The sequence below is a fragment of the Streptomyces sp. ISL-98 genome, assembly GCF_018614055.1.
GTDB lineage: Bacteria > Actinomycetota > Actinomycetes > Streptomycetales > Streptomycetaceae > Streptomyces > Streptomyces spiramyceticus.
The window spans coordinates 1-20,975 of sequence record NZ_JAGGPB010000050.1 but is presented as its reverse complement, the minus strand read 5'-3'; the positions used below and the strand labels follow the sequence as shown (position 1 = coordinate 20,975).

18 protein-coding genes are annotated in these 20,975 nt (G+C 69.1%); 9 read left to right on the top strand and 9 right to left on the bottom strand.

The features are described 5' to 3' along the window. Positions 1–5 precede the first annotated feature (5 nt). Positions 6–1,229 (bottom strand): ATP-grasp domain-containing protein, encoded by a 1,224-nt coding sequence (locus J7I98_RS30260; protein WP_214928225.1) that lies wholly within the window; start codon positions 1,227–1,229, stop codon positions 6–8. Then, positions 1,226–2,275, bottom strand: coding sequence for a Gfo/Idh/MocA family oxidoreductase (locus tag J7I98_RS30255; RefSeq protein WP_214928224.1), 1,050 nt, complete (start codon positions 2,273–2,275; stop codon positions 1,226–1,228). Before J7I98_RS30255 ends, J7I98_RS30260 begins: the two co-directional genes overlap by 4 nt. A 218-nt stretch (positions 2,276–2,493) precedes the next feature. Here J7I98_RS30255 and J7I98_RS30250 point away from each other — a divergent pair, with 218 nt between their 5' ends. From J7I98_RS30250 to J7I98_RS30240, 3 genes are all read left to right on the top strand, one after another. Next, positions 2,494–3,954 carry a DHA2 family efflux MFS transporter permease subunit gene (locus tag J7I98_RS30250; protein ID WP_214928223.1) on the top strand — a complete coding sequence of 487 codons (1,461 nt, stop codon included), beginning with the start codon at positions 2,494–2,496 and terminating at the stop codon, positions 3,952–3,954. Between the two features lie 74 nt (positions 3,955–4,028). Then, positions 4,029–5,315 carry an alpha/beta hydrolase gene (locus J7I98_RS30245; protein ID WP_214928222.1) on the top strand — a complete coding sequence of 429 codons (1,287 nt, stop codon included), beginning with the start codon at positions 4,029–4,031 and terminating at the stop codon, positions 5,313–5,315. Then, positions 5,312–6,829 (top strand): FAD-dependent monooxygenase, encoded by a 1,518-nt coding sequence (locus tag J7I98_RS30240; RefSeq protein WP_214928221.1) that lies wholly within the window; start codon positions 5,312–5,314, stop codon positions 6,827–6,829. Before J7I98_RS30245 ends, J7I98_RS30240 begins: the two co-directional genes overlap by 4 nt. 89 nt (positions 6,830–6,918) lie before the next feature. Here the strand turns inward: J7I98_RS30240 and J7I98_RS30235 are convergent, their stop codons facing one another. Continuing rightward, a complete protein-coding gene (locus J7I98_RS30235; protein WP_214928220.1) occupies positions 6,919–7,137 on the bottom strand; it encodes an MbtH family protein in 219 nt (72 codons plus the stop codon). A gap of 181 nt (positions 7,138–7,318) precedes the next feature. Here J7I98_RS30235 and J7I98_RS30230 point away from each other — a divergent pair, with 181 nt between their 5' ends. Further along, positions 7,319–8,134: an alpha/beta fold hydrolase gene (locus tag J7I98_RS30230; RefSeq protein WP_214928219.1), complete on the top strand. Its 816-nt coding sequence runs from the start codon at positions 7,319–7,321 to the stop codon at positions 8,132–8,134. On the opposite strand, the gene J7I98_RS30225 is transcribed toward J7I98_RS30230, so the two are convergent. Further along, complete coding sequence (locus J7I98_RS30225; protein WP_214928218.1) at positions 8,065–8,583, bottom strand: phospholipase; 519 nt, start codon at positions 8,581–8,583, stop codon at positions 8,065–8,067. The two genes, J7I98_RS30230 and J7I98_RS30225, sit on opposite strands and share 70 nt — an antisense overlap. A gap of 327 nt (positions 8,584–8,910) precedes the next feature. On the opposite strand from J7I98_RS30225, the gene J7I98_RS30220 reads away from it, so the two are divergent. Further along, positions 8,911–10,761 carry an AfsR/SARP family transcriptional regulator gene (locus tag J7I98_RS30220; protein ID WP_214928217.1) on the top strand — a complete coding sequence of 617 codons (1,851 nt, stop codon included), beginning with the start codon at positions 8,911–8,913 and terminating at the stop codon, positions 10,759–10,761. 303 nt (positions 10,762–11,064) lie between these two features. Here the strand turns inward: J7I98_RS30220 and sbnB are convergent, their stop codons facing one another. Then, the gene (sbnB, locus tag J7I98_RS30215; protein WP_214928216.1) at positions 11,065–12,063 is read right to left on the bottom strand and encodes a 2,3-diaminopropionate biosynthesis protein SbnB; all 999 of its coding nucleotides are present in this window, start codon (positions 12,061–12,063) and stop codon (positions 11,065–11,067) included. 258 nt (positions 12,064–12,321) lie between these two features. Here sbnB and J7I98_RS30210 point away from each other — a divergent pair, with 258 nt between their 5' ends. Both J7I98_RS30210 and J7I98_RS30205 read left to right on the top strand, forming a co-directional pair. Continuing rightward, positions 12,322–13,059, top strand: coding sequence for an ABC transporter ATP-binding protein (locus J7I98_RS30210; RefSeq protein ID WP_214928215.1), 738 nt, complete (start codon positions 12,322–12,324; stop codon positions 13,057–13,059). Continuing rightward, complete coding sequence (locus J7I98_RS30205) at positions 13,053–15,521, top strand: ABC transporter permease (protein ID WP_214928214.1); 2,469 nt, start codon at positions 13,053–13,055, stop codon at positions 15,519–15,521. Before J7I98_RS30210 ends, J7I98_RS30205 begins: the two co-directional genes overlap by 7 nt. A gap of 312 nt (positions 15,522–15,833) precedes the next feature. Here J7I98_RS30205 and J7I98_RS30200 read toward each other — a convergent pair whose 3' ends face one another. Both J7I98_RS30200 and J7I98_RS30195 read right to left on the bottom strand, forming a co-directional pair. Beyond that, the gene (locus J7I98_RS30200) at positions 15,834–16,043 is read right to left on the bottom strand and encodes a DUF397 domain-containing protein (protein WP_214928213.1); all 210 of its coding nucleotides are present in this window, start codon (positions 16,041–16,043) and stop codon (positions 15,834–15,836) included. A gap of 405 nt (positions 16,044–16,448) precedes the next feature. Beyond that, a complete protein-coding gene (locus tag J7I98_RS30195) occupies positions 16,449–16,922 on the bottom strand; it encodes an ATP-binding protein (protein WP_308377999.1) in 474 nt (157 codons plus the stop codon). Between the two features lie 515 nt (positions 16,923–17,437). Between J7I98_RS30195 and J7I98_RS30190 the strand changes: the two genes are divergently transcribed. Then, the gene (locus J7I98_RS30190; RefSeq protein ID WP_214928212.1) at positions 17,438–18,736 is read left to right on the top strand and encodes a hypothetical protein; all 1,299 of its coding nucleotides are present in this window, start codon (positions 17,438–17,440) and stop codon (positions 18,734–18,736) included. A gap of 32 nt (positions 18,737–18,768) precedes the next feature. Further along, on the top strand, positions 18,769–19,482 hold the full coding sequence (locus tag J7I98_RS30185) for a creatininase family protein (RefSeq protein WP_214928211.1): 714 nt from the start codon (positions 18,769–18,771) through the stop codon (positions 19,480–19,482). A gap of 219 nt (positions 19,483–19,701) precedes the next feature. Here the strand turns inward: J7I98_RS30185 and J7I98_RS41505 are convergent, their stop codons facing one another. Together J7I98_RS41505 and J7I98_RS30175 are read right to left on the bottom strand one after the other, a co-directional pair. After that, positions 19,702–20,142 (bottom strand): hypothetical protein, encoded by a 441-nt coding sequence (locus J7I98_RS41505; protein ID WP_251021432.1) that lies wholly within the window; start codon positions 20,140–20,142, stop codon positions 19,702–19,704. A gap of 32 nt (positions 20,143–20,174) precedes the next feature. Beyond that, on the bottom strand, positions 20,175–20,750 hold the full coding sequence (locus J7I98_RS30175; protein ID WP_214928210.1) for a hypothetical protein: 576 nt from the start codon (positions 20,748–20,750) through the stop codon (positions 20,175–20,177). Between the last annotated feature and the right edge of the window lie 225 nt (positions 20,751–20,975).

Sequence of the window (20,975 nt, the reverse complement as noted above, 5' to 3'; positions counted from 1 at the left end):
TCGGGTCAGCTGAAGGTCACGGAGGTGTCGGCGAGACGCAGCAGCCCCGCCGTCTCGTCGTACGAATCACCGGCGGCGAGCACATAGCCGAGCCGGCCCGCCGAGCTGCCCGGGTCGGGCAGCTCGGTGCCGGGCGGCAGCAGTACGCCGATCTCCCTGACCCGTGGGTCGGACTCCAGCAGCGGGTCGACGCGGAAGTCCTGATAGCCGCGCAGTCCTGGCCGCAGGAAGTAGCGGATGCCGGCGCGGCCGCCGCCGGGGGCGGGCCGCGGCTGCGGGTTGGGCTGCCCCAGGTGGGCGCGGAGCATGATCTCGTACAGATCCACTCCCTTGGCCAGCCTCAGCAGATCGGGGATGCGGTCGCCGGGCAGCCGGGCGGCGATCTCCATCAGCAGCGGGCCGCGTTCGGTCATCCTCAACTCGGCGTGGAACGGCCCGAGTCCGAGCCCGAGCGCCCGGGCGACGCCCGTGATGTACTCCTCGATCTCACGGGCCGGGGACGGCGGCAGTTGTGCGGGGACGATGTGGCCGACCTCGACGAAGTGCGGTTCCAGCCCCAGGACTTTCTCGGTGATCCCGAGGACGTGGATCCGGTCGCCCTCGGCGTACCCCTCGACGCTGTACTCGGGCCCCTGGACGTACTCCTCGACAAGGGCCAGGCGCAGCCCGCCCGGCCCGGACCGGCCGCCGGGGCGCAGGGCCTGGCGGAAGGCGGCCAGCGCTTCGGCGGCCGTCGACACCTTCCGTACGCCGAGGCTGCCCGACTGGTCGACGGGCTTGACGACGCAGTGCGGGCCCAGTTCGGCGTACGCGGCGGCGAGCGCCCGTTCGCTGGAGGCGGCTCGGAAGGCGGGCTGGTCCAGGCCGGCGGTGGCTACCGCCCGGCGCATCAGATGCTTGTACCGCAGGCCGTCGACGGACCCCGGATCGATGCCGGGCAGCCCGAGGGCCGCGGCGGCCCGGGCGGCGAGCGGCACGTAGTGCTCGAAGCCGGGGAGTACGGCGTTCAGCGGCTGTTCCTCGTGGAGCGCGCCCAGCAGTGCGGTGACGGCGGCCGCGTCGTCGGTGTCGGCCCGCACGACCCGGTGGGCGTGGGCGAGTTGGCGCTCCGGGATGGTCCGTGCCCCGGATCCGCCGGTCAGTACGAGGACGGTGTGGCCCAGTTCGCGGGCCCGCACGATCAGCTCCGCACCGGACGAACGCGGTTCGATGATCGCTACGACGCTCATGCCGCCTCCGTGGCGAGCGGGGGCACGAGCGGGGGGACGAGCGCGGGCGCGATCCCCGCGGCAGCCGCGGCGCGGGCCGCCTCCAGGAGTTCCATCGACTCCAGGTGCAGGGCGAGATCGCCCTGAGGAGCGGGCCCCGCGCCGTCGAAGTGGGCGTACGCCTGCTCGATGAACCGGGTGAGGGGGGCATCGGCGACCACCGTGTGCGTACTGCGCCCGGCGATCCTGACCTGGCCGAAGTCGTCGTCGCCGCTGACCGGGTAGTCGGCGACGAGCGTTCCCTCGGTGCCGCTGATGTGCAGGCGTCTGCGGCGGACCGGCGATGCGAGGTCGGTGAGGAGGGTGGTGACCGCGCCCGAGGTGTGGCGCATCCGTACCTCGGCGCCGCCCATCCGGGGCAGCCGCCCGACGGGCAGTGGCATGTCCCAGCCGCGCGACCCGGTCAACTCGGCGACAGGGCCCGCGAGATGGAGGGCGAGCAGAAGCTGGTGCGGCAGCTCCACCTCGAAGGCACTGCCGTGGCCGCGGGTGTCCACGGAGCGGCGGAAACGCGGCTTGCTCTGTTCCATGTGGAAGCTGACCGGCTCACCGATCGCACCCGAGGCCACCAGCTCCTCCGCGACCTCGGTGACCCGGCTGGCCAGCCAGACGCTCATCGGCAGCACCGAACTGCCGGTCACATCGGCCACGTCGGCGATGTGCCTGGCCTCGGCGGCCGAAGGGGCGAGCGGCTTCTCCAGGATGAAACGACGCGCCCCGGCGGACACCAGCCGCTCCATGCAGTCGAGGTGTACGTCCGGCGGCACCGCGACATGGAAGACCGCGGCGGACACCTCCTGCCCCTCTGCCTTCAGCACTGCGACGGCGTCCTCGACGGTGGCCACCCAGCGCCCGCCGGGGACGTCGGCCGGCCGCGGGTCGACGGCCAGAACCGGCCGCTGCGGGCGGACCGCGTCCCGCAGGGCGCGGTGATGCAGTCCGCTGCCCGCTCTCCCGTATCCGACGATCACCGAATACGATTCACCTGCGCTTTCCGAATTCTTCATGGCACGAGCGTCACCCATGACCGTACAACTCTCCAGACCATTCACCGGATCCTGCGGCAGTCCACTTTCCCGCAGCCATTTATAGGCAATCCACTGGCCTGAAGAGGCATTCCATACCTCTAAAGTGACACTCCTTCACTTGTCCTCGGGATTGAAATTCTCGCTACCGTTGAGCGGTGCACTGCAATTAATTCAATCCCCTTTGGAGGCGGAACGGAATGTCGCAACGCGTAAGCCCGTTGTGGGCGGTCGTGGTGACTGCGGTCCCGATGTTCATGGTGTCGCTGGACAACCTGGTGGTGACCAACGCCCTGACCGACATCAGCGAGACCTTCGACGTCGGCCAGGCCGATCTTCAGTGGGTGGTCAACGGCTACGTGCTGGCCTTCGCCGGTCTGCTGCTGGCGGCCTCCGCGCTCGGCGACCGCTTCGGCCGGCGCCGGGTCTTCGCCTGGGGCGTCGCCCTGTTCACCGTGGCCTCGGTGGCCTGCGCGCTCGCCGACTCGGCCGCCCTGCTCGTCGCCGCCCGCATCGTCCAGGGCGCGGGCGCGGCCGCCATCCTGCCGCTCTCCCTGACCCTGTCGGCGGCCGCCGTACCCGAGGAGCGCCGCTCCATGGCCATCGGCATCTGGGGCGGCGTCAACGGCCTCGGCATCGCGGTGGGACCGCTGGTCGGCGGGGCGGTCACCCAGGGCATTGACTGGCACTGGATCTTCTGGCTCAATCTGCCGATCGGCGTGCTGGCGCTGCCCGCGCTGCTGTGGGCGGTGAAGGAGAGCCGCGGCCAGGACAGCAAGGTGGACGTGGTCGGCGCCGTACTGGTGTCGGCGTCGGTGGTCGCGGCCGTCTGGGCCATTGTGCAGGCGGCGGAGGGGGGTTGGGGCCAGACTTCCGTGCTGGGGTCTCTCGCCTTCACCGTGGTGACCATGATTGCCTTCGTAGTCTGGGAACAGCGCACGGATTCCCCGCTCGTACCGCTGCGGTTCTTCCGTAACTCTGCCTTCGCCCTTTCGAATCTGATTTCGCTGACGATGTACTTCGGCGTATTCGGCTCGATCTACTACCTGGTGCAGTTCATCCAGGGCCCGATGGGATACACCCCGGTCGAGGCCGGGCTCGCCACCCTTCCGTGGACCTTCGCCCCCATGGTCGTCGTGCCGCTGGCCAGCGCCTTCGTCGACCGGATCGGCGGCGGGCGGCTGATGGCCGCCGGGTCACTGCTGCAGGGCGCGGCGCTGGGCTGGATCGCCTTTGTCGCGGAGCCCGGGATGTCGTACGGCCCGCTCGCCCCCGCCATGGTCGCCGCCGGCATCGGCATGGGCCTGGTCTTCGCCTCCAATCCGGTGGTCGTCCTGGCATCGGTCGCTGAGCACGAGCAGGGCAAGGCGTCCGGAATCAACAACACGGTGCGGGAGTTCAGCGGCGCGCTCGGCGTCGCCGTACTGACCACCGTCTTCCTCTTCGCTGCGGGCGACGGCGTCGGCACGGGCGGCGAGTCCGCGCAGGCGTTCGTGGACGGGATGCGCCCGGCGATCTGGACCGGCGTGGCAGTGGTCCTGGTGGGTGCGGTGGGCGCGCTGTTCATCAAGCACCCGCAGCGGGAGGCGCCCGCCACGGACCCGGCCCCCGCACAGGCCCCGGCCGGCGCCGAGCCGGTGGCGGCGTCCGCCGCCAACTGACCGTACAGGTCCCCGCCCACAGCCCCGTCCCCCGGAAAGGCCCACCAGCCCCGTCCCCGGAAGGAACCCCGTTCATGACCACCGAGAACACCAGCCGCCCCGCGCGGGAGTCGTACGGCCCCGTCCCCGGCGGCCGCCCCGGCGACACCCACCGCCCCCATGTCCTGCGGGTCGGCCCCGACGACGCCTCCACCGTGCTTGTCCTGCTGGGCGGGCGGGAGGGCTCCGCCGGAGTGTTCCGCCCGGCCGCCCGTCACCTCGCCGCCCGGATACCCGGCCTCCAGGTGTGGGCCGTCGACCGGCGCGAGCAGACGCTCTCCGACCTCAGCGGATTCACCCTCACGCCGGAGGCCGCCCGCGCGTACTACCTGGGCGGCACCTACCAGCAGCAGAGCGCCGAGACCGCCCCCGAAGCCGGCGAGTGGGGCCTGGCCGTACTGCTCGACGACGTCCGTGACACCGTGCGCGCCGCGTCCGACGGCGGCCGCCGCAAGGTGGTGCTCGGCGGGCACTCGCTGGGCGCCGCCGAGGCCCTCCTCTACGCCGCCTGGGACTTCGACGGCCACCCCGGCCACCGGGACATCGACGGCCTCGTCGCCATCGACGGCGGCGTTCATCACGCCTTCACCGGCGCCGGGTTCTCCTTCGAGCTCTCCCTGGAGGACGCCAAGGGCTGGCTCCAGCAGACCAAGTCCGGCGCCTACTTCGAGAACGCGTCCAGTACGGGCGCGGGATTCGGTGAGCTGCCTGAGCTCGCCGCGCTGTGGTTCCAGCTCGCCGCGGTGCACGCGGTGGAGGAGCCCGACGCCCTCTCGCCCCTGGCGGCCGTCGCCCCCGAGCCGTACCGCAGCGGCGAACCGCTCACCAACCGCGGCTTCTTCGGCCACCTCGTCGACGCGTCGATGCACCACCCCGGCTTCAAAATCAACTCCGGCCGCCCGGACGGCAGCGGCGGCTGGACCGACGACGGGCCGACCCCGCTGGACCGGGCCGCGCGCGCCTTCGCCGCCACGCAGCCGGGCAGCTGGGTCTGGTACACCCTCAACCGCCTGATGATCGACCTCGTCGGGGCCGTCGACTTCACCAGCGACGGCGACCTCGCACAGCTCCTGGGCCTGCGGGTGCAGCACGGCAAGGAGATCCAGCTCCCCTTCTACGCCGTCCAGTCGGGCTTCTCCAACGGTACGGTCGGCCAGGCCGCGGCCAAGGTCGCCGCCGAGTCCCGGATCGGTGAGTTCGAGCTGCACACCGACGCGGCAATCTCCCACCAGGACCTGCTGCTCGCCGAGCCGGACAGCAACATCCTGCTGCGTACGCTCCCGTCCTTCCTGCGCCGCATCGCCTCCGGGGAGCCCCGATGAGCGCCCTGATCGTCGGAGCGGGCCCGGTCGGCCTGACGGCCGGTATCGAGCTCCTGCGCAGAGACGTACCGGTGCGGATCGTCGACCGCGTGGACCACCCGCACCCCCACTCGAAGTCCATCGTGCTGTGGCCGCGGGCCATAGAGGCGTTCGCCCGCTTCGGCGCGGCCGACGAGATCCTCGACCGCGGACTCAGGCTGAACGCCCAGAACTACTACTCGGGCGGCCGCCGCAAACTCCGCCTGGGCTTCGACCAGGTCCGCGGTACGAGCTACCCGTACGCCGTCTCGCTCCCCCAGCAGGACACCGAGGATGTACTGCGCGGAGCGCTCCGGCGCTTCGGCGGCAAGATCGAGTTCAGTGTGCGGCTGACCGCCCTGAGCCAGGACGCGGACGGCGTACGCGCGGAACTGGCCACGAGCGACACCACTTCCACCTTCGGCACGCCATGGCTCATCGGCGCGGACGGCTCACGTTCCACCGTGCGCGAGCAGCTCGGCGTCCCCTTCGACGGCGCCACCTACCCCCAGCAGTTCCTGCTGGCCGACGGCGAGTGCGACACCCCGCTCGCGCACGACGAGGCGCACTACTTCATGACCCCTAAGGGGGTGCTCGTCGTCGTCGGCCTGCCCGGCGGCCTCTACCGGGTCTTCGTCAGCGTCGCGCCCGGCGTGGACACCACCGACGCCCGCGAGGTCATCCAGGCGGCCGCGACGGAACGCTCGCCCGTACCCGTGCGGCTGGTGGGCGAGCAGCGCACCGGCCTGTTCCAGGTGCAGCGGCGGATGGCGGGACGCTTCCGCGAGGGCAGGGTGCTGCTGGCCGGCGACGCCGCGCACATCCACAGCCCGGCCGGTGCGCAGGGCCTCAACACCGGTATCGAGGACGCCTCCGCCCTGGCGTGGCGGCTCGCCCGGGCCGGAGAGGGCCCGGCCGCCGCCGCTCTCGACGTCTGGGAGCGGGAGCGTATGCACATCGCCGAGCGCGTCGTCACCGACACCGACCGGCAGACCAGGATGTGGATGCTGTCCGGCTGGCGGCGTACGGCCCGTGACCTGGCCCTCGCCGCCGGACAGCGCACGGGCTTCACGGACCGGGTTGTCGCTCCGCGCCAGGCCCAGCTGGACCTGACGCTGCCCGGCCGCGCGGAACGCCTGGGCAAGCTCGTTGCGGGCGCCCGCCTGCCCGATCACCCGCTGGGCAGCGGCGGCACCCTCCACGACGAACTCAGTTTCGGCGACCCGGTGCTGCTGATCCTCACGGCCGCGTCCGGCCACCCGTCGGCCCCGGAGCGCGCCCGCCGCTTCCTCGCCACGGCCCGGGTCCCGGAGGGCGTACGGACGGCGGTGATCGGCCCGGCCGAGGACCCGGACGGCCGCCTCCACAAGGAATTCGGCATCCGCGAGCCGAGCACCGTGCTCGTCCGTCCGGACGGCGTGATCGACTTCCTCGCGCCGCTGTCCGACGAGCCCCGGCTCACGGCGGCCCTGCGCAGCTGGTCGACGGGAGCCTGATCCGTAGAGCCCGCAAGGTCGCACGAGGCGGCGGGTGTCCCGGACAGCTGTCCGTCCGGAACACCCGCCGCACATGTCCTGACGTCTCGTCAGGCGGCATCGGCCTCCATGGCCTTGATGAGGCTGGCGGGCCGCATGTCGGTCCAGTTCTTCTCGACATAGTCGAGGCACGCCTGGTGGCTGTCCTCGCCGAAGACGACCGTCCAGCCCTCCGGCACCTCCGCGAATACGGGCCACAGCGAATGCTGGTTCTCGCTGTTGACCAGTACGTAGAAGGTGCCGTTCTCGTCGTCGAACGGATTGTCCATGAGTTTCCCCTTCGCTCATGTGCGGGTCCCGGAACCCTTCTCCGGGCCCCTGGGGATGCTCTCCCGGCGGCTTCGGCCCGTACAGCCCTTTTACCGAGGACTGAATGACCTGGGCGGGCTGTGGCCGGTGAATTGCCGCTGCGGCTATCTTGCGAACCAGTCGACGGAGAGAGAGCCGGCCGTGCCGATCAGCAAAGTCAACGGGATCAACATCAGTTTCGACGTCACAGGCCAGGGCGAACCCGTGGTCATGGTGATGGGATCCGGATCGAGCGGCCGGGCATGGCACCTGCACCAGGTTCCGGCGCTGGTGTCGGCGGGATATCAGGTCGTCACCTTCAACAACCGTGGCATTGCGCCGACCGACGCCTGCGCCGACGGGTTCACCGTCGACGACATGGTGGCGGACACGGCCGGACTCGCCGAACATCTTGGGCTCGGCCCCTGCCGCTTCGTGGGCACCTCGATGGGCGCCCACGTCGTACAGGAACTGTGTCTGGCGCGACCGGAATTGGTGAGCCAGGCGGTGCTGATCGCGACGCGGGGACGCAGTGACGTCATGCGCAGGACCCGTTCACAAGCGGAACGGGAATTCCACGACAGCGGCCAGAAGATACCGCCGCTCTACGCGGCCACCCAGCGGGCCATGGAATATCTCTCACCCGCGACTCTCAATGAGGACAAGGAGATTCAGAACTGGCTCGACATCTTCGAGGTCGCGCCGGTCGCACGGACACCCGGATACCGGGCCCAGATGAATGTGAGCATCACCGCAAGCCGCCTGGACGCCTACAGAAGAATCCGTTCGGAGTGCCTCGTCATCGGATTCGCCGACGACCTGGTACTGCCGCCGCATCTCAGCCGTGAGGTCGCCGACGCGATCCCCGATTCCCGCTACACGGAAATCGGGGACGCGGGTCATTACGGCTACTTGGAGCGGCCCGACCAGGTCAACGCCGCGCTGCTGGAATTCTTCGCGTCCACGACCGCGGTGTAGCCGAGCTTGTCCACCGCCTGGTAGTACGTCCAGGCCGCCGCGTCGCACGACCCCTTCTTGATGCCGGAGTACGCCGAGCAGACCCGCTTGAGGTCCGCGTAGAACGCGTCGTCCAGGCGCTCCTTGTTGCTGGAGAAGGTGCCCGCCGCCTTGTAGTTGCGGTAGCCGAAGTCGTGGCGGACGCAGGCGTTCTGGAACGGGAAGCCGAAGGGATTGTCGGGCGACGTCGTGCAGTAGTCGGTGGACCAGTCGAAGCCGTACGTGCTCCAGGCGCTCTGGTTGGCGCGGGCCGCGAAGAACGCGTTGTAGCTGGTGGCGCCGGTCTGCGTCCAGGAGCTGAGCACCTGCGGCTTGTCGGCCGGGGCCGCGGAGGCCTCGGACATGGGGAGAAGCGCGGCGGACAGCGCGAGGGCTGCCGTGAGCAGGGGGGCGTACAGGCGTCGGCGCATGGGGGATTCCTCCGTGAGGTAACGCGGGCTGCCCCGGGGGTCGTTGTGCGGTGTGCGGGGCCGGCACAGCGTTCACCGCGGAGATATCACGGGTGTATACGGCTCCTACGCGCGGCCTATACGCGCGGGGCACGAGGTCACCGGGCCACGGAGGTCGCCCGGGCCCACGCGGGTCACGGGTCTACGCGTGCAGTGTCTTGCCATCGCAGACTGTTGCCAGGTTGAAGGCTCAATTCCGCCGCTGAGTGGCGCAAACAATGGCCGCCAGGGAAACGCTCCGGCGTTCGGTTCCGCGGCCAGCGCCGCGAACGGGTGGGGGAATCACATATGGAATTCCAGCTTCTTGGTCCGGTCGAGGCGAGAGTGGGCACCCAGCGCGTCCCGCTGTCGGGCTCCAAGGTCCACACGGTGCTCGCCGTGCTGCTGCTGGCGCGCGGAAGGGTGGTCGGTGACACGCGGCTGAGCTCGCTGCTGTGGGGGTGGGAGCCGCCGGCCACCATGAACGCGCAGATCTACACCTACATTTCGCGGCTGCGGAAGCTGCTGGGCGAAGACGTCGACCTGGTCCGCCGCCAGCCCGGCTACCAGCTGCTCGCCGAGGGGGCGCGCGTCGACACTGTGGAGTTCGAGCGGCTGGAGAGGATCGGCCGCCGGGCGCTGGAGGAGCGGCGGTACGCCGAAGCGGGCGAGACCCTTCGCTCCGCGCTCGGTCTGTGGCAGGGTCCGGCCCTCGCGAATGTGACGCCGTACCTGGCGGAGGCCGAGCTGCCGCAGCTGGAGGAGACCCGGGCCACCGCCCTGGAACACCGCATCGAAGCCGACCTCGCGCTCGCCCGGCATCACGAGCTGGTGCCCGAACTGACCGGCCTGGTCGTCGAGTTCCCCGTACGAGAGCGACTGCGCGCCCAGCTGATGGTCGCCCTGTACCGCTGCGGGCGGCAGGCGGACGCGCTGCGCGTCTATCACGACGGGCGAGAAGTGCTCGCCGACGAGCTGGGCGTGGACCCCGGTGCGGATCTCACCACCGCCTACCAGTCCGTACTGCGCGGCGAGTTGAGCCCGCTGCCCGAGCCGGCGTCGGTGCCGACCTCGGCGCCGTACGGCTCTGCGGACACCCCCGTGACACTCCCGCCGTACGTCGCCGACTTCACCGGCCGCGAGAGCGAGTTCGCGGATCTGTGCGCCCGGCTGGCCCCGGCGGTCGAGGGCGACCGCACCGTGTTCCGGCCGCGTCGGCTGCTGATCAACGGCATGGCGGGCGTCGGCAAGACCGCACTCGCGGTACGGGTCGCGCACGCCGTCGCCGACAGCTTCCCCGACGGGCAGCTCTTCGCCGAACTCCGCGATGCGGACGGCAAGTCGAAGCACCCGGGCAAGGTGCTGGTGCAGCTGCTGCGCGCGCTCGGCGAGACGTCCCCGCACGTTTCCGCGCCCCAGGACGGAAAGGCACAAGACCTCGACGAGCTGATCCGCCTCTACCGCACCAGGACCGCGGGGAAGCGGGTGCTGATCGTGCTGGACAACGCAGCGAGCGAATTGCAGCTCGATGCGCTGCTTCCCGCGAGTGCGGAGGCCGCGGTACTGGTCACCAGCCGGGGTCAGCTGGCCGCCGTACCCGGCTCGCACACGACTGCGCTCGCCCCCATGGACGAGGGGGAGGCTCTGGCCATGCTCGCCACGATCGCCGGTGTCTCACGTATCGCCGTCGAACCCGACGCCGCCAGGGAGATCACCGCCGCCTGCGCCGGACTGCCGCTCGCCCTGCGCATCGCGGCCACCCGGCTCGCCTCCCGCCCGCACTGGCCCGCGTCCCGGCTGGCCCAGCGACTGGCCGACCCGGCGGCCCGGATGGGCGAACTGCACTCCGGCGACCTGGACGTACGAAGCTCCCTGCTGACCTCGCTGCGCCGGCTGCCGGCCGGTGAAGCGGAGCTGCTGGGGCGGCTGGCGGTACTGGGCCGGGACGAATTCCCCGCCAAGGCGGCGGGCGCGGTGCTCCGGATGTCCGAAGCGGTGGCGGAGGAGTTCCTGGAGGGGATGGTGGATGTGGCGCTGCTGGAGATGGCGGGGATCGATACGGCGGGGTTGCCGAGGTATCGATTCCACGAGTTGGTACGCCTGGCAGCGGCGCAACTCCCGGGCCACTGCGGGGATCGTTCGCTGGCGCGGGCGGGGTGAGGGAGTGGGGCGGGTGCGGTGCACGGTGCGGTACGGGTTCGGGTGCGGTGCGGGTTGCCTGCGGCGCTGTTCCCCGCCCCTTCCCGGCTGTGACATTTCGCGGCTGCCGCCGCGTGGGGGCTCCGCCCCAGACCCCGCTCCTCAAACGCCGGAGAGGCTGGTACTTCAGCCCGTCCGGCGTTTGAGGACACTCCCCCAGACTTCGCCCGGGGGGGGGACCCCCAAGGGCGTCCGGGGGTCTGGGGGCTTGCCCCCAGTTTCGGGAAGGGGCGGGAGGGGAAAGCCCCGCAGGGCCTCAGACCGTCACCCCGTCAGGAAGTCGTCCACCCGGACACCCAGACCGTCCCGCTCCGCCCCCTGGCGCACAAACTCCGCCAGCGCCATATCAAGCACCCCGAGCCCGAACGGCGAGTACACCACCGGACGCCCCGCCTCACGCACAACCCGCGCCGTCCCCCGCAGTACCGCCCCGATCGACGTCGTAACGAAGTCCCGGTTCCCGCTGACCTGTTGCGCCAGGTCCAGCGACGTCCTCTCACGGCACACATGATCCGCATCGTCGACGACATTGACCGCCCCGAGGATCGTCTCGGCGGTCAGATCCCGCAGCGAGATGTGCAGCACGGTCGTATCCGGCCCGCACGCCGACAGATCCATGTGCGGCGCGGCAGCAGTCGTCGCCAGCGACACCAGCCGGTGTTCACCAAGAGCCGCGTCCAAGTCGCCGACCGGGTACGCCTTCACCCCCGGCGCCACCACGGCGCACTGCTTCGCGAACGCCGCCGCACGTGCCGGATCGGTGTCGTACAGCGCGGCCTCCCGCAGCCCCGGCAGGGCCACGGCCAGGAACCGCAGGATCTCCAGGTTGATCACGCCGCAGCCGATCAGAACGACCGAGGCGGGCGGATCCTCCCGGGTGAGCTCGCGCGCGGCCAGCGCCGCGCTCGCCGCCGTGCGCTTGGCAGAGATCTCCGCGCCCTCGGCGAACGCCACCGGGCGCCCGGTGTCGAGGGAGTTGAGGACGATCGCCGCGCTGGCCCGCTCGATGCCCGCCGCCACATTGCCGGGGAAGGACGCGATCCACTTCATCCCCGCGACCGGCTGGTCGCCGCCCCGGTAGGCAGGCAGGCCGATGATCCGGTCCCTGCTGTGCCGCTCCTCGGGGAAACGGAGGAAGGTCGAGTGCGGGAGAGACGTCTGTCCCTCGTCGTGCAGACGGTACGTCTCCGCGACGAGGTCGATGATCTCCGTCTCCCGGCCGGACAGCACGTCCGTCACATCGGCACGCCGGAGAATCAGCATGGGGAACCCTCTCTTCGGTCTTCTGAGACTTTCGGCGGATCGTCCGACGGGTCGCTATAGCCGCCCTATATGGGCCCGTATCCGCACGGCCACCACTCGGCAAGGTGTTGCCACCGCAGCCTCCTGCCACGCGTACGTACTGAACCGGCTCCGTCCGCCGGGCAGGCTGGACAGACCTGACAGGTATGGCCGGCCCTACCCCCAAGACTCCGTCCCGCCCTGCTGTGCGGGAGTGCCGACACCGATTGAGTGGAATACATGAACAACGACGCGATTCAGTTGCGCTCCGTGAGCAGGGTCTATGGGTCCGGGGACAGTGCCGTTACCGCCCTTGACCAGGTCTCTCTCTTCTTTCCCAAGGGCACCTTCACCGCTGTGATGGGTCCTTCGGGGTCCGGCAAGTCGACGCTTCTGCAGTGCGCCGCGGGTCTTGACCGGCCCACTTCGGGCTCGGTCACCGTCGGCGGCACCGAGCTGACAAAGCTGAGCGAGACCAAGCTGACCCTGCTGCGGCGGGACCGGATCGGCTTCGTTTTCCAGGCGTTCAATCTGCTGCCGTCGCTGACGGCCGAGCAGAATGTGTCGCTGCCGCTGCGCCTCGCGGGCCGCCGCCCCTCCCGGACCAGGGTCCGGGAGGTTCTCGGCCAGGTCGGCCTCGCCGAGCGGGCCAAGCACCGGCCCACCGAGATGTCCGGCGGCCAGCAGCAGCGCGTGGCGATCGCCCGGGCCCTGATCACCAGTCCCGAGGTCCTGTTCGGCGACGAGCCGACCGGTGCGCTGGACTCCACGACCAGCCGCGAAGTGCTCACCATGCTCCGCTCGATGGTCGACCGGGAGGGCCAGACGATCATCATGGTCACCCACGACCCTGTTGCCGCCTCCTACGCGGACCGCGTGGTCTTCCTCGCCGACGGCCGCGTCAACGGCGAACTGACCGGCGCCCGCGCCGAGGACATCGCCGCGCACATGACGAAGCTGGAGGCCGCGCCGTGCTGAGCGTCGTCCTGCGCAGTCTGCGCACCCGCTGGGTCACCTTCGTCGGTACGTTCGTCGCCGTCATGCTCGGCGTCGCACTCATCGCCACCATGAGCCTGGCGCTCGCCTCCACCCTCGGGGCCAAGGAGCGCGACACCGTGCGCTTCGGGGCCGCGGCCGTCGTCGTGCGCGGCGCGGACACCCTGCGCGTGCCGAGCCGTATCGGTGAGCGCGTGAAGCCGCTGGCCCAACCCCACGCCGTGCCGAAGGAGTTGGCGGGCAAGCTGGCCGAGGTCGGGCGTACCGTGCCCGACCGCAGCTTCGCGGTGCGCGTCGGCGACGCGTCCGAGGCGCAGGTCGGCCACCCGTGGTCGGCGGCGGCGTTCACCCCGTACCGCCTCGGCTCGGGACGCGCTCCGGCGGCACCCGGCGAGATCGTCGTCGCCGAGGGGACCGCCGCCGTCGGCGACCGGGTCGACGTAGCGACCACGGACGGCTCCGGCACGCGTACCGTCGTGGGCACTGTCCCGCGCAGCGGCTTCGAGTCCGCGGTGTTCTTCACCGACGCGGAAGCGGCCCGTATCTCGCCGCGCATCGACAACCTCGTCGTGCACGCCGACGCCGACGCGGTGCGCGCGGCCGTGGAAGGAGCGGCCGGGGTCCAGGTGCTGACCGGCCACGACCGCCAGCACGCCGACCCGGATCCGACGCGCGACAGCGAAGCGCTGATGGAGACGCTCATCCTGCTCGGCCTCGGCGGCACGATCACCGGCTTCGTGTCGGTTTTCGTGGTGGCCACCACGTTCACGTTCGCGGTCGCCCAGCGGCGGCGCGAATTCGGCCTGCTGCGCACGGCCGGCGCCACGCCCCGCCAGATCCGGCGGTCGGTGCTCCTCGAAGCCGTGGGTGTCGGGGTCCTGGCCTCGACGGTGGGCTGCGTGGTCGGCGGCTGGGGTGCTCCGCGACTGGCGGAGGTGCTGGTGGAAGGCGAGGTCGCGCCCGCCTGGTTCACCATCGGTGACTACGCCTGGCCGTATTACGTCGCCTTCACGACCGGCGTGATCGTCGCGCTGATCGGCGTCTGGGCGGCCAGCAGGCGCGCGGGCAAGGTCGCGCCGATCGAGGCGCTGCGGGACGCGGCCGTGGACAGCCGCGTCATGACGTTCGGCCGCTGGGTGCTCGGTGTGACGCTGCTGCTCGCGGGCGTGGCGTTCGTCGTCCTCGGTCTGCTCGACGACCCGAAGAAGGCCCTCAACCGCAAGACGTACTCCACGCAGCCCATCTACCTGATCACCGCGTGCGCGTTCTTCGCGCCCGTACTGGTCGGTCCGCTGATCCGGCTGCTGACGTGGCTCCCGGCCCGGCTGCCCGGCGCCACGGCGATGCTGGCACGCGAGAACGCCAGGACAGGCCTGCGCCGTACGGCGTCCATCGTCGCGCCGGTCCTGGTCACCGTCGCGCTCGCGGGCTCGCTGTTCGGGGCTGCGGCAACGGTGCGCGAGGCCAAGGCCGGTGAGTCGGCCGGGCAGTCCGCGGCCGACTACATCGTCACGGCCGGCGGCAAGAGCGGCTTCGACGAGCGCGCACTGGCCCGCGTCCGCGCGATCGACGGCATCGACGCGCTGCCGCTCGCCTCCACCTCCATCTACACGCTGGAGGAGGGCGTAGCACTGCTCCAGGAGGAGACCCGGGTCGCGGATGCCGAGGCGCTCGCGAGCGTGGCCAAGCTTCCCGTCGTCGCCGGTGACGCGGCGGATCTGGACGACAACAGCATCATCGTCACCCAGGAGTGGGCGGTGAACACCGTCGGCCGGAAGGTCGACGTGTGGCTGGGCGACGGCACGAAGAAGACACTGACGATCGCCGCGGTCATGCGCAACGGCACCGGCAACAACGGTGTGTACGTCACCCCGCGCAACGGCGCGGGCGCGGTCGTCGACGAGATCGACGTAAAGCTGAAGTCCGGTGCTGACACGGCAGCGGTATCCGCCGCTCTGCGCAAGGCAGTCGAGCCGGTCGGTGGCCAGGTGGCGACCAAGGAGGAGTGGCTGGAGGCGGCGTACCCGCTGGTCAGCAGGCAGATGAAGGTGGACATCATCGTGGTCCTCGGCATCGCGCTCATCTACACCGGCATCGCACTCGCCAACGTCCTGGTGATGGCAACCTCCGACCGGGTGCGTGACCTCGCCGTCCTGCGACTGGCCGGAGCGACCAAGCGCCAGGTGCTGTGGCTGATCACGACGGAGACGCTGGTGGTGGTCGGTGTGGGAGCGGTGCTGGGCCTGGCCGTGACCGTCCTCAACCTGCTCGGAATCTGGGGCGCGTTGGGCGTACTCACGATCTGGAGCCCCATCGTCATCCCCTGGAGCACGATCGGCCTGATCGTGGCGGCCTGCGCAACGCTGGCCGTGGTGTCGGCGGTACTGCCGGCGCTGTTCGCGATGCGTACGCGTCCGGTGGAGCTGGCGGGCATGCGGGAGTAGCGCAGCTCGTAAGTACCTGCGTTGAGGCAGCCCCGTCCGGTCACGCACCGGACGGGGCGCCTTGGTGACTACCGCGCGTGCACTACCCGGGGGGGAACACACGAACGGGGCCGGTAGGGCGTCTCAGTGCTTGCGCACGGAGTAGGGGGCGCGGGTGGTCGTGAAGCGCTCCAAGCGGCTGCCGCCCACGCAGGACTCCGGCAGCATCCGGAAGAACCAGCGGCAGGCGAAGCACCACAAGAGCCCGTTCTCAGGGTCCGTCGTGCTGCCTCTGCCGCAGTGGGGGCAGGGCTCCACAGTGCGCCTCCTCTGTCACGCGCTCAGGTCGTATTCTCCCCCTCGCACGGCCTCGACAAAGGTCGCCCACTTCTCCGGAGTCGTCTCGATCACGACACCGGGAGCAGCGCTCTCCCTCAACGCGACGACGCCGGGAACATTGGTCGCCACCTCCATGCAGTTGTCCACCCTCGCGTCACGGCAGGCTGCTGCACTGACAAACTCGAACTGCGGCCGATCGGTCATGATGCCTGTCCCTTCACCGAACAGCGGGGAGACGGTCCCCACACCGTTGTGCAACCCGCACGCAGTGTTCATCCACTGGGGCGGGGGCTTATGCCGGGGCGCAGCGGGGGGCAGCCGCCGCGAGCAGCAGCGACGCCACCCACCTACGCGCCGTCATCAGCAACCTCCGGCAGCGACTCATGACAAGTCGCACGGAAGAACGCAGTCGTGATGGCCCGGAACCCGGTATGCCGGGTACGACCCGCGTGCCACAGACACCATCGCTCCAAGGCGTCCCGCTGGTCCGGTTCCGGCGTCTCATGACACGTCGTGCACTCCACCTCATCGATCGGTCCACTGCCCGAGGTATCCGGGCTCAGCGTCCAATCCGCAAAGCGCAGCACCGTCCCGGCCCGCGCCGTCCCGTCACCGCTCACCACTCTCACCAACCCCGGCAGGCGCCGAAAGCTCGGCCCACACGACCTTGCCGAAACCCGCCCGCTCAGCGGCGTCCCACCGGTCGGCGAGCGCATCGACCAGCCACAGTCCGCGTCCACTGCCCCGGTCGTCGTCAGGAGTGGACAGGCTCGGCAGCTTGCACGACTCGTCATGCACCTCGATGCGCAGTCCGCCGACCATCCAGAGGTAGCGGGTCTCGATGTCCTGTCCCGGTACGCAGGCGTGGCGCCCCGCGTTGGTCAGCAGCTCGGACAGGATCAACAGCGCGGCGTCTTCGACAGCCGATAGGCCCCATCGCATCAGGGCCGCTTGCAGCGCGGCTCGTGCCTGCCTGACGCAGCGAGGGTCATCGCTCCATCGCAGCACCACCAGACCGCCCAAGGCGGGTTCATCGCAGGGCAGCTCGCCAACGGCCGACAGCCGCACGCTTTCCGCACTCACCGGACGACCGCCACCCCGTGAATCACACGTGGCCCGACATCGACCCCATGCACGGCCAGCCAGAGAGCCCGACGCCGCTCCCGCCGCAACCGCAGTTCCACACGCTCCCACCGCTCATGAGCCACCTGCTCACGTGACTTGACGAATGCTTCGTGGCACGCGGCGAGCGAAGGCAGAGAGGTGAGAGACACCGCAGAACGGCAGACCAACAGCCGACGTCGCCGGACGAGAGGCACGGGGTTCGGGGTTGCTTCCCGATGTCGGTGACGCCCCACAGGCGGGATCAGTAACCGCAGAAGTGGTTCGAAAAGACGGGCGATAGGGTTCAGCATGTCGGCGCTCCTTAGAAGCGTTGGCCACGCCCCCGGACCGTTCGCGCGGTTGCGGGGGTTTGAGCTCTCAACTCTTCTTTGGCGCAAGCGATCTGACTTCCCCACGCCGGGTATCCCCATCATGGGTAGGCTGACGACCGGGCCATTGCGACACTCTCAACAGCAGGCGTGACGGGGCACCGTATGACCGCATACCAACCGCCGACGGCGCTACCGCGCAGCTTCCTGAACCGGGCAGACGTGAGAACCGCGATCACAGCTCACGACTTCGGCACCGTGTTCCGTATCGCCCGCAGCGAGGCCAAGATCAGCTATTCGAAGATCGCGGCTGAATGCGACATCAAGCCGGAGCGCGTTGGTTCTCTGGCACGCGGCGAGGGCAGCGTCACCACATTCAACAAGATCGCTCAGATTGCCGATGCCTTACGCATTCCGGGGCACATGCTCGGCCTCATGCGTCGAGAGTGGGAGGAGGCCGGAAGTACTCCGCCATCCACCGCGCCGCTGACCGCCAGACTGCCCAGCCACGGCCCGGGAGCGGATGAATTGTGGGTCGCGTCCCCCGGCGACGATCTAGCGGACCCCGAGTTCGCCGCAGCCCTCATCGAGAGCCAGTTACCCCAGCACTACAAGAGTGCGAACTACTTCGGCGCACGGCAGCCGCTCGCCACAGTTGTCCACCATGCAAAGACCATCGACCATCTGTTGGAAGATGCCAACGGCTCAACCCGGCGCGAGTTGCTGCGCATCGGTAGCCGAACCGCGGAATTCGTCGGCTGGCTCTACCAAGATCTTGGGGATTTCCGGTCTGCCGGCTACTGGTCCGACCGGTCGATGGAATGGGCCCAAGAGGCCGCCGACGACCACATGCAGTCGTACGTGCTCTTCCGCAAGAGCCACCAGGCCGCCTCACAGGTGAATGCAGAGCGGACCATCGGGCTTGCTCGCGCCGCGCAGCGGGTACCCAACCTCACGGCGAGAATCAGCGCATTGGCCGCCCAACAGGAGGCGACCGGTTACGCGTTGCAGCGCAACCTCAAAGCCGCAATCGCCAAGTTCGACGAGGCACGCGAGTTGGCATCACAACCCACTGCGAATGACCCCGTGAGCACACTCGACACCTCGTACTGCACACCCGCCTACATCGAGATCCAGCGGGCGAACTGCTGGATTGATCTCGGCGACCCGCTGCGGGCCATCCAGATCTTCGAGGGCGAGATCGCCGCGCTGCCCCAGATCTACCGCAACGACCGGGGTGTTTACCTCGCGCGGCTCGCCCGTGCATACAGCAAGGCCGGGGAGCCCGAGCAGGGAGCCGAAGCCGGCACAAAGGCCCTTGCGATCGTTGCCCATACGGGCTCAGCCAGGACACTTGCCGAGTTGGCGGCAGTGACCCGCTCTGTAGAGTCGCGACAGAGCATGCCCACTGTGGCAACGTTCATTGAGCGCTTTCAGATCGTTTGTGATCGGTTCGCTGCCTAGTTGGGCCGGCCGCGATGAGGGAAGCTGAGGGCATGGACGATCTGATCACGCAGGCCACGTCCGGAGACGAGCACCGCAGGGGACCGGCCGTTGCGGTCCTCCCGGTCGGGAGCTTCGAGCAGCACGGCGACCATCTACCCCTGATCACTGATACCGCGATCGCCTGCCTGATCGCGAAGCAGATTGCGGACGACCACGGTCTGTTCCTTCTGCCGCCCATCACGGTTTCCTGCTCCCACGAGCACGCGCCCATGGCTGGCACCGTCAGCATCAGCGCCGCCACCCTCTACGCCGTGGTCAACGACATATGGCGATCACTCCAAGCGTCAGGCGTCCCCGGTCTGGTCATCGTCAATGGACACGGTGGCAACTACGTCCTGTCCAACGTCGCCCAGGAGATCAACGTCAACGGCCCGCGCGTCGCTCTTTTCCCGGTACACGAGGACCGGGCCCAGGCCCGAGCAGATGCCGGGCTGGAGAGCAGTGGAGCCGATGACATGCACGGCGGAGAGTTCGAGGTATCGCTACTCCTGCACGGAGCGCCTCACCTTGTCCGTGAGGGCATCGAGCAGGACGACCACTCGGCACCCAGTCGCCCGCATCTGCTCACCATGGGCATGGCCGGGTACACCACGAACGGGATCATCGGCCAGCCGTCGTTGGCCACCGCCGCCAAGGGCAAGGCCCTCTTGGAGAGCTTCTCCGAGTCGGTCCGCGCTCACATTGCTGTGATCACCAAGGACTGATGGCTCGCCGCCCACTTAAAAACTATGAACACTGCTTGACTTGTGCCATACGTCGCGGACTGGACCGTCGCGCGCGGGAATGCATGAAATCCGAACATGGCAGGTCCCCGGATGAGCCGGGGACCTGCCGTGCGCTGGGCGACGCACCCCTTGCAGATGTTCTTACGAACACCCCGGCATTCGTCGAACTCGCGGACTATCGAGCACGCAGCGGTTGGGTCACTGCCCGATGGTCATGGACCAGCGGACTGTGGACGGTACTTCGACCTTCACCGAGGCGTCCTTGCGTGAACGCTTGAGCGCGAACTCGTTGTAGGTGCTTGTGACTTCTCCCGCCTTGCATTCCTGGGGGAAGCTCAACCCCACGGGTTCCAGGGTGATCTTGATGAGCCCCTTGCCCTGGCAGTTCACAGCAATCGCCAACTCGCCGGAGCCGACACCTCCCTCCAGAGGGAGGGACTGATTGCCCTTGCCGTTAGCGACAGAGGCAAGGACCTTTCCACCGTAGATGTCGGGCGCTTTGGTAACCGATTCCTTCGGACCTTCTGCGCCAGCCTCAGCCGTCACCGATGAGCTAACCGAGGGTGACGCGCTGGAACGCGGAGTGCCCTCGGGGGTGCCGTCAGTGCAGCTTGCCAGCAAACCGGAAGCTCCGGTCACCACTGCGAATGCGATCAGGCCGCGTGGGATTCTTACGACTCCCACAAGTACCAGCCGACCTTGATCGGAGAGTAGCTGGTGATCGTCTTCTTCTCCGAGGTACTGCAGTTGCTGTATTGCGTGTAACTTTTGCCCGTGTTCTTCAAGCGGAAAACACCAAACTTCGCGTTAGTGGTCTTCCTCGGAGGCGTGTCAACCCTGACCGAAACACCCATCTTCGCTGTAATCTTCATTGAGAGATCGACGTTGTAGGTCCCTTCGATCTCCGCCACCATGGCACTTGCGCTCACCTTGAGGCCTGCGCTTACAGCAACACCGACTTCGCCCGTCATTTCGGACTCAAATCTCGACTCTGCTGTCCGGCTCGTGTTGTTGTAATTGGACAGGGTGGGGCCGACACCCTTGTGCTTGTTGCCGCCCTTGCTGGTGGCCCGGTACACGCCGCGTGTGGGACCGCAGTACTCCGCAGCCGGTGAATCTGACGGTTTCTGGGTGGGGAGCGTCTCATCGTCAGAGTTCCCAGGGTCAGTGGGTTCCTGACTGACGGACTCTTCGGGGACGTCTGTCACGTCCTCTTCCGGTTCGGCGGGCGGAGCGGTGTTAATCACGGACTCTTCCGAGTCGACGGAAGTGCTGGGTGGCGAAGGTTCCGTGCCTGCTGCTAGCGCCGGGTGGTCAGACCCGTCAGCATCATCGCAGTAGCCGCCGAAGCGAGAAGGCACTTCCTTGTTGCGATGCCCACGAGGCACCTCTCTTTTCGAGCCGCCCCCCCTGGGCGGCCGATGCGTGAAACCTATGCGGGTAATTGGTCTAGCCCGATGAAATCGAAGACT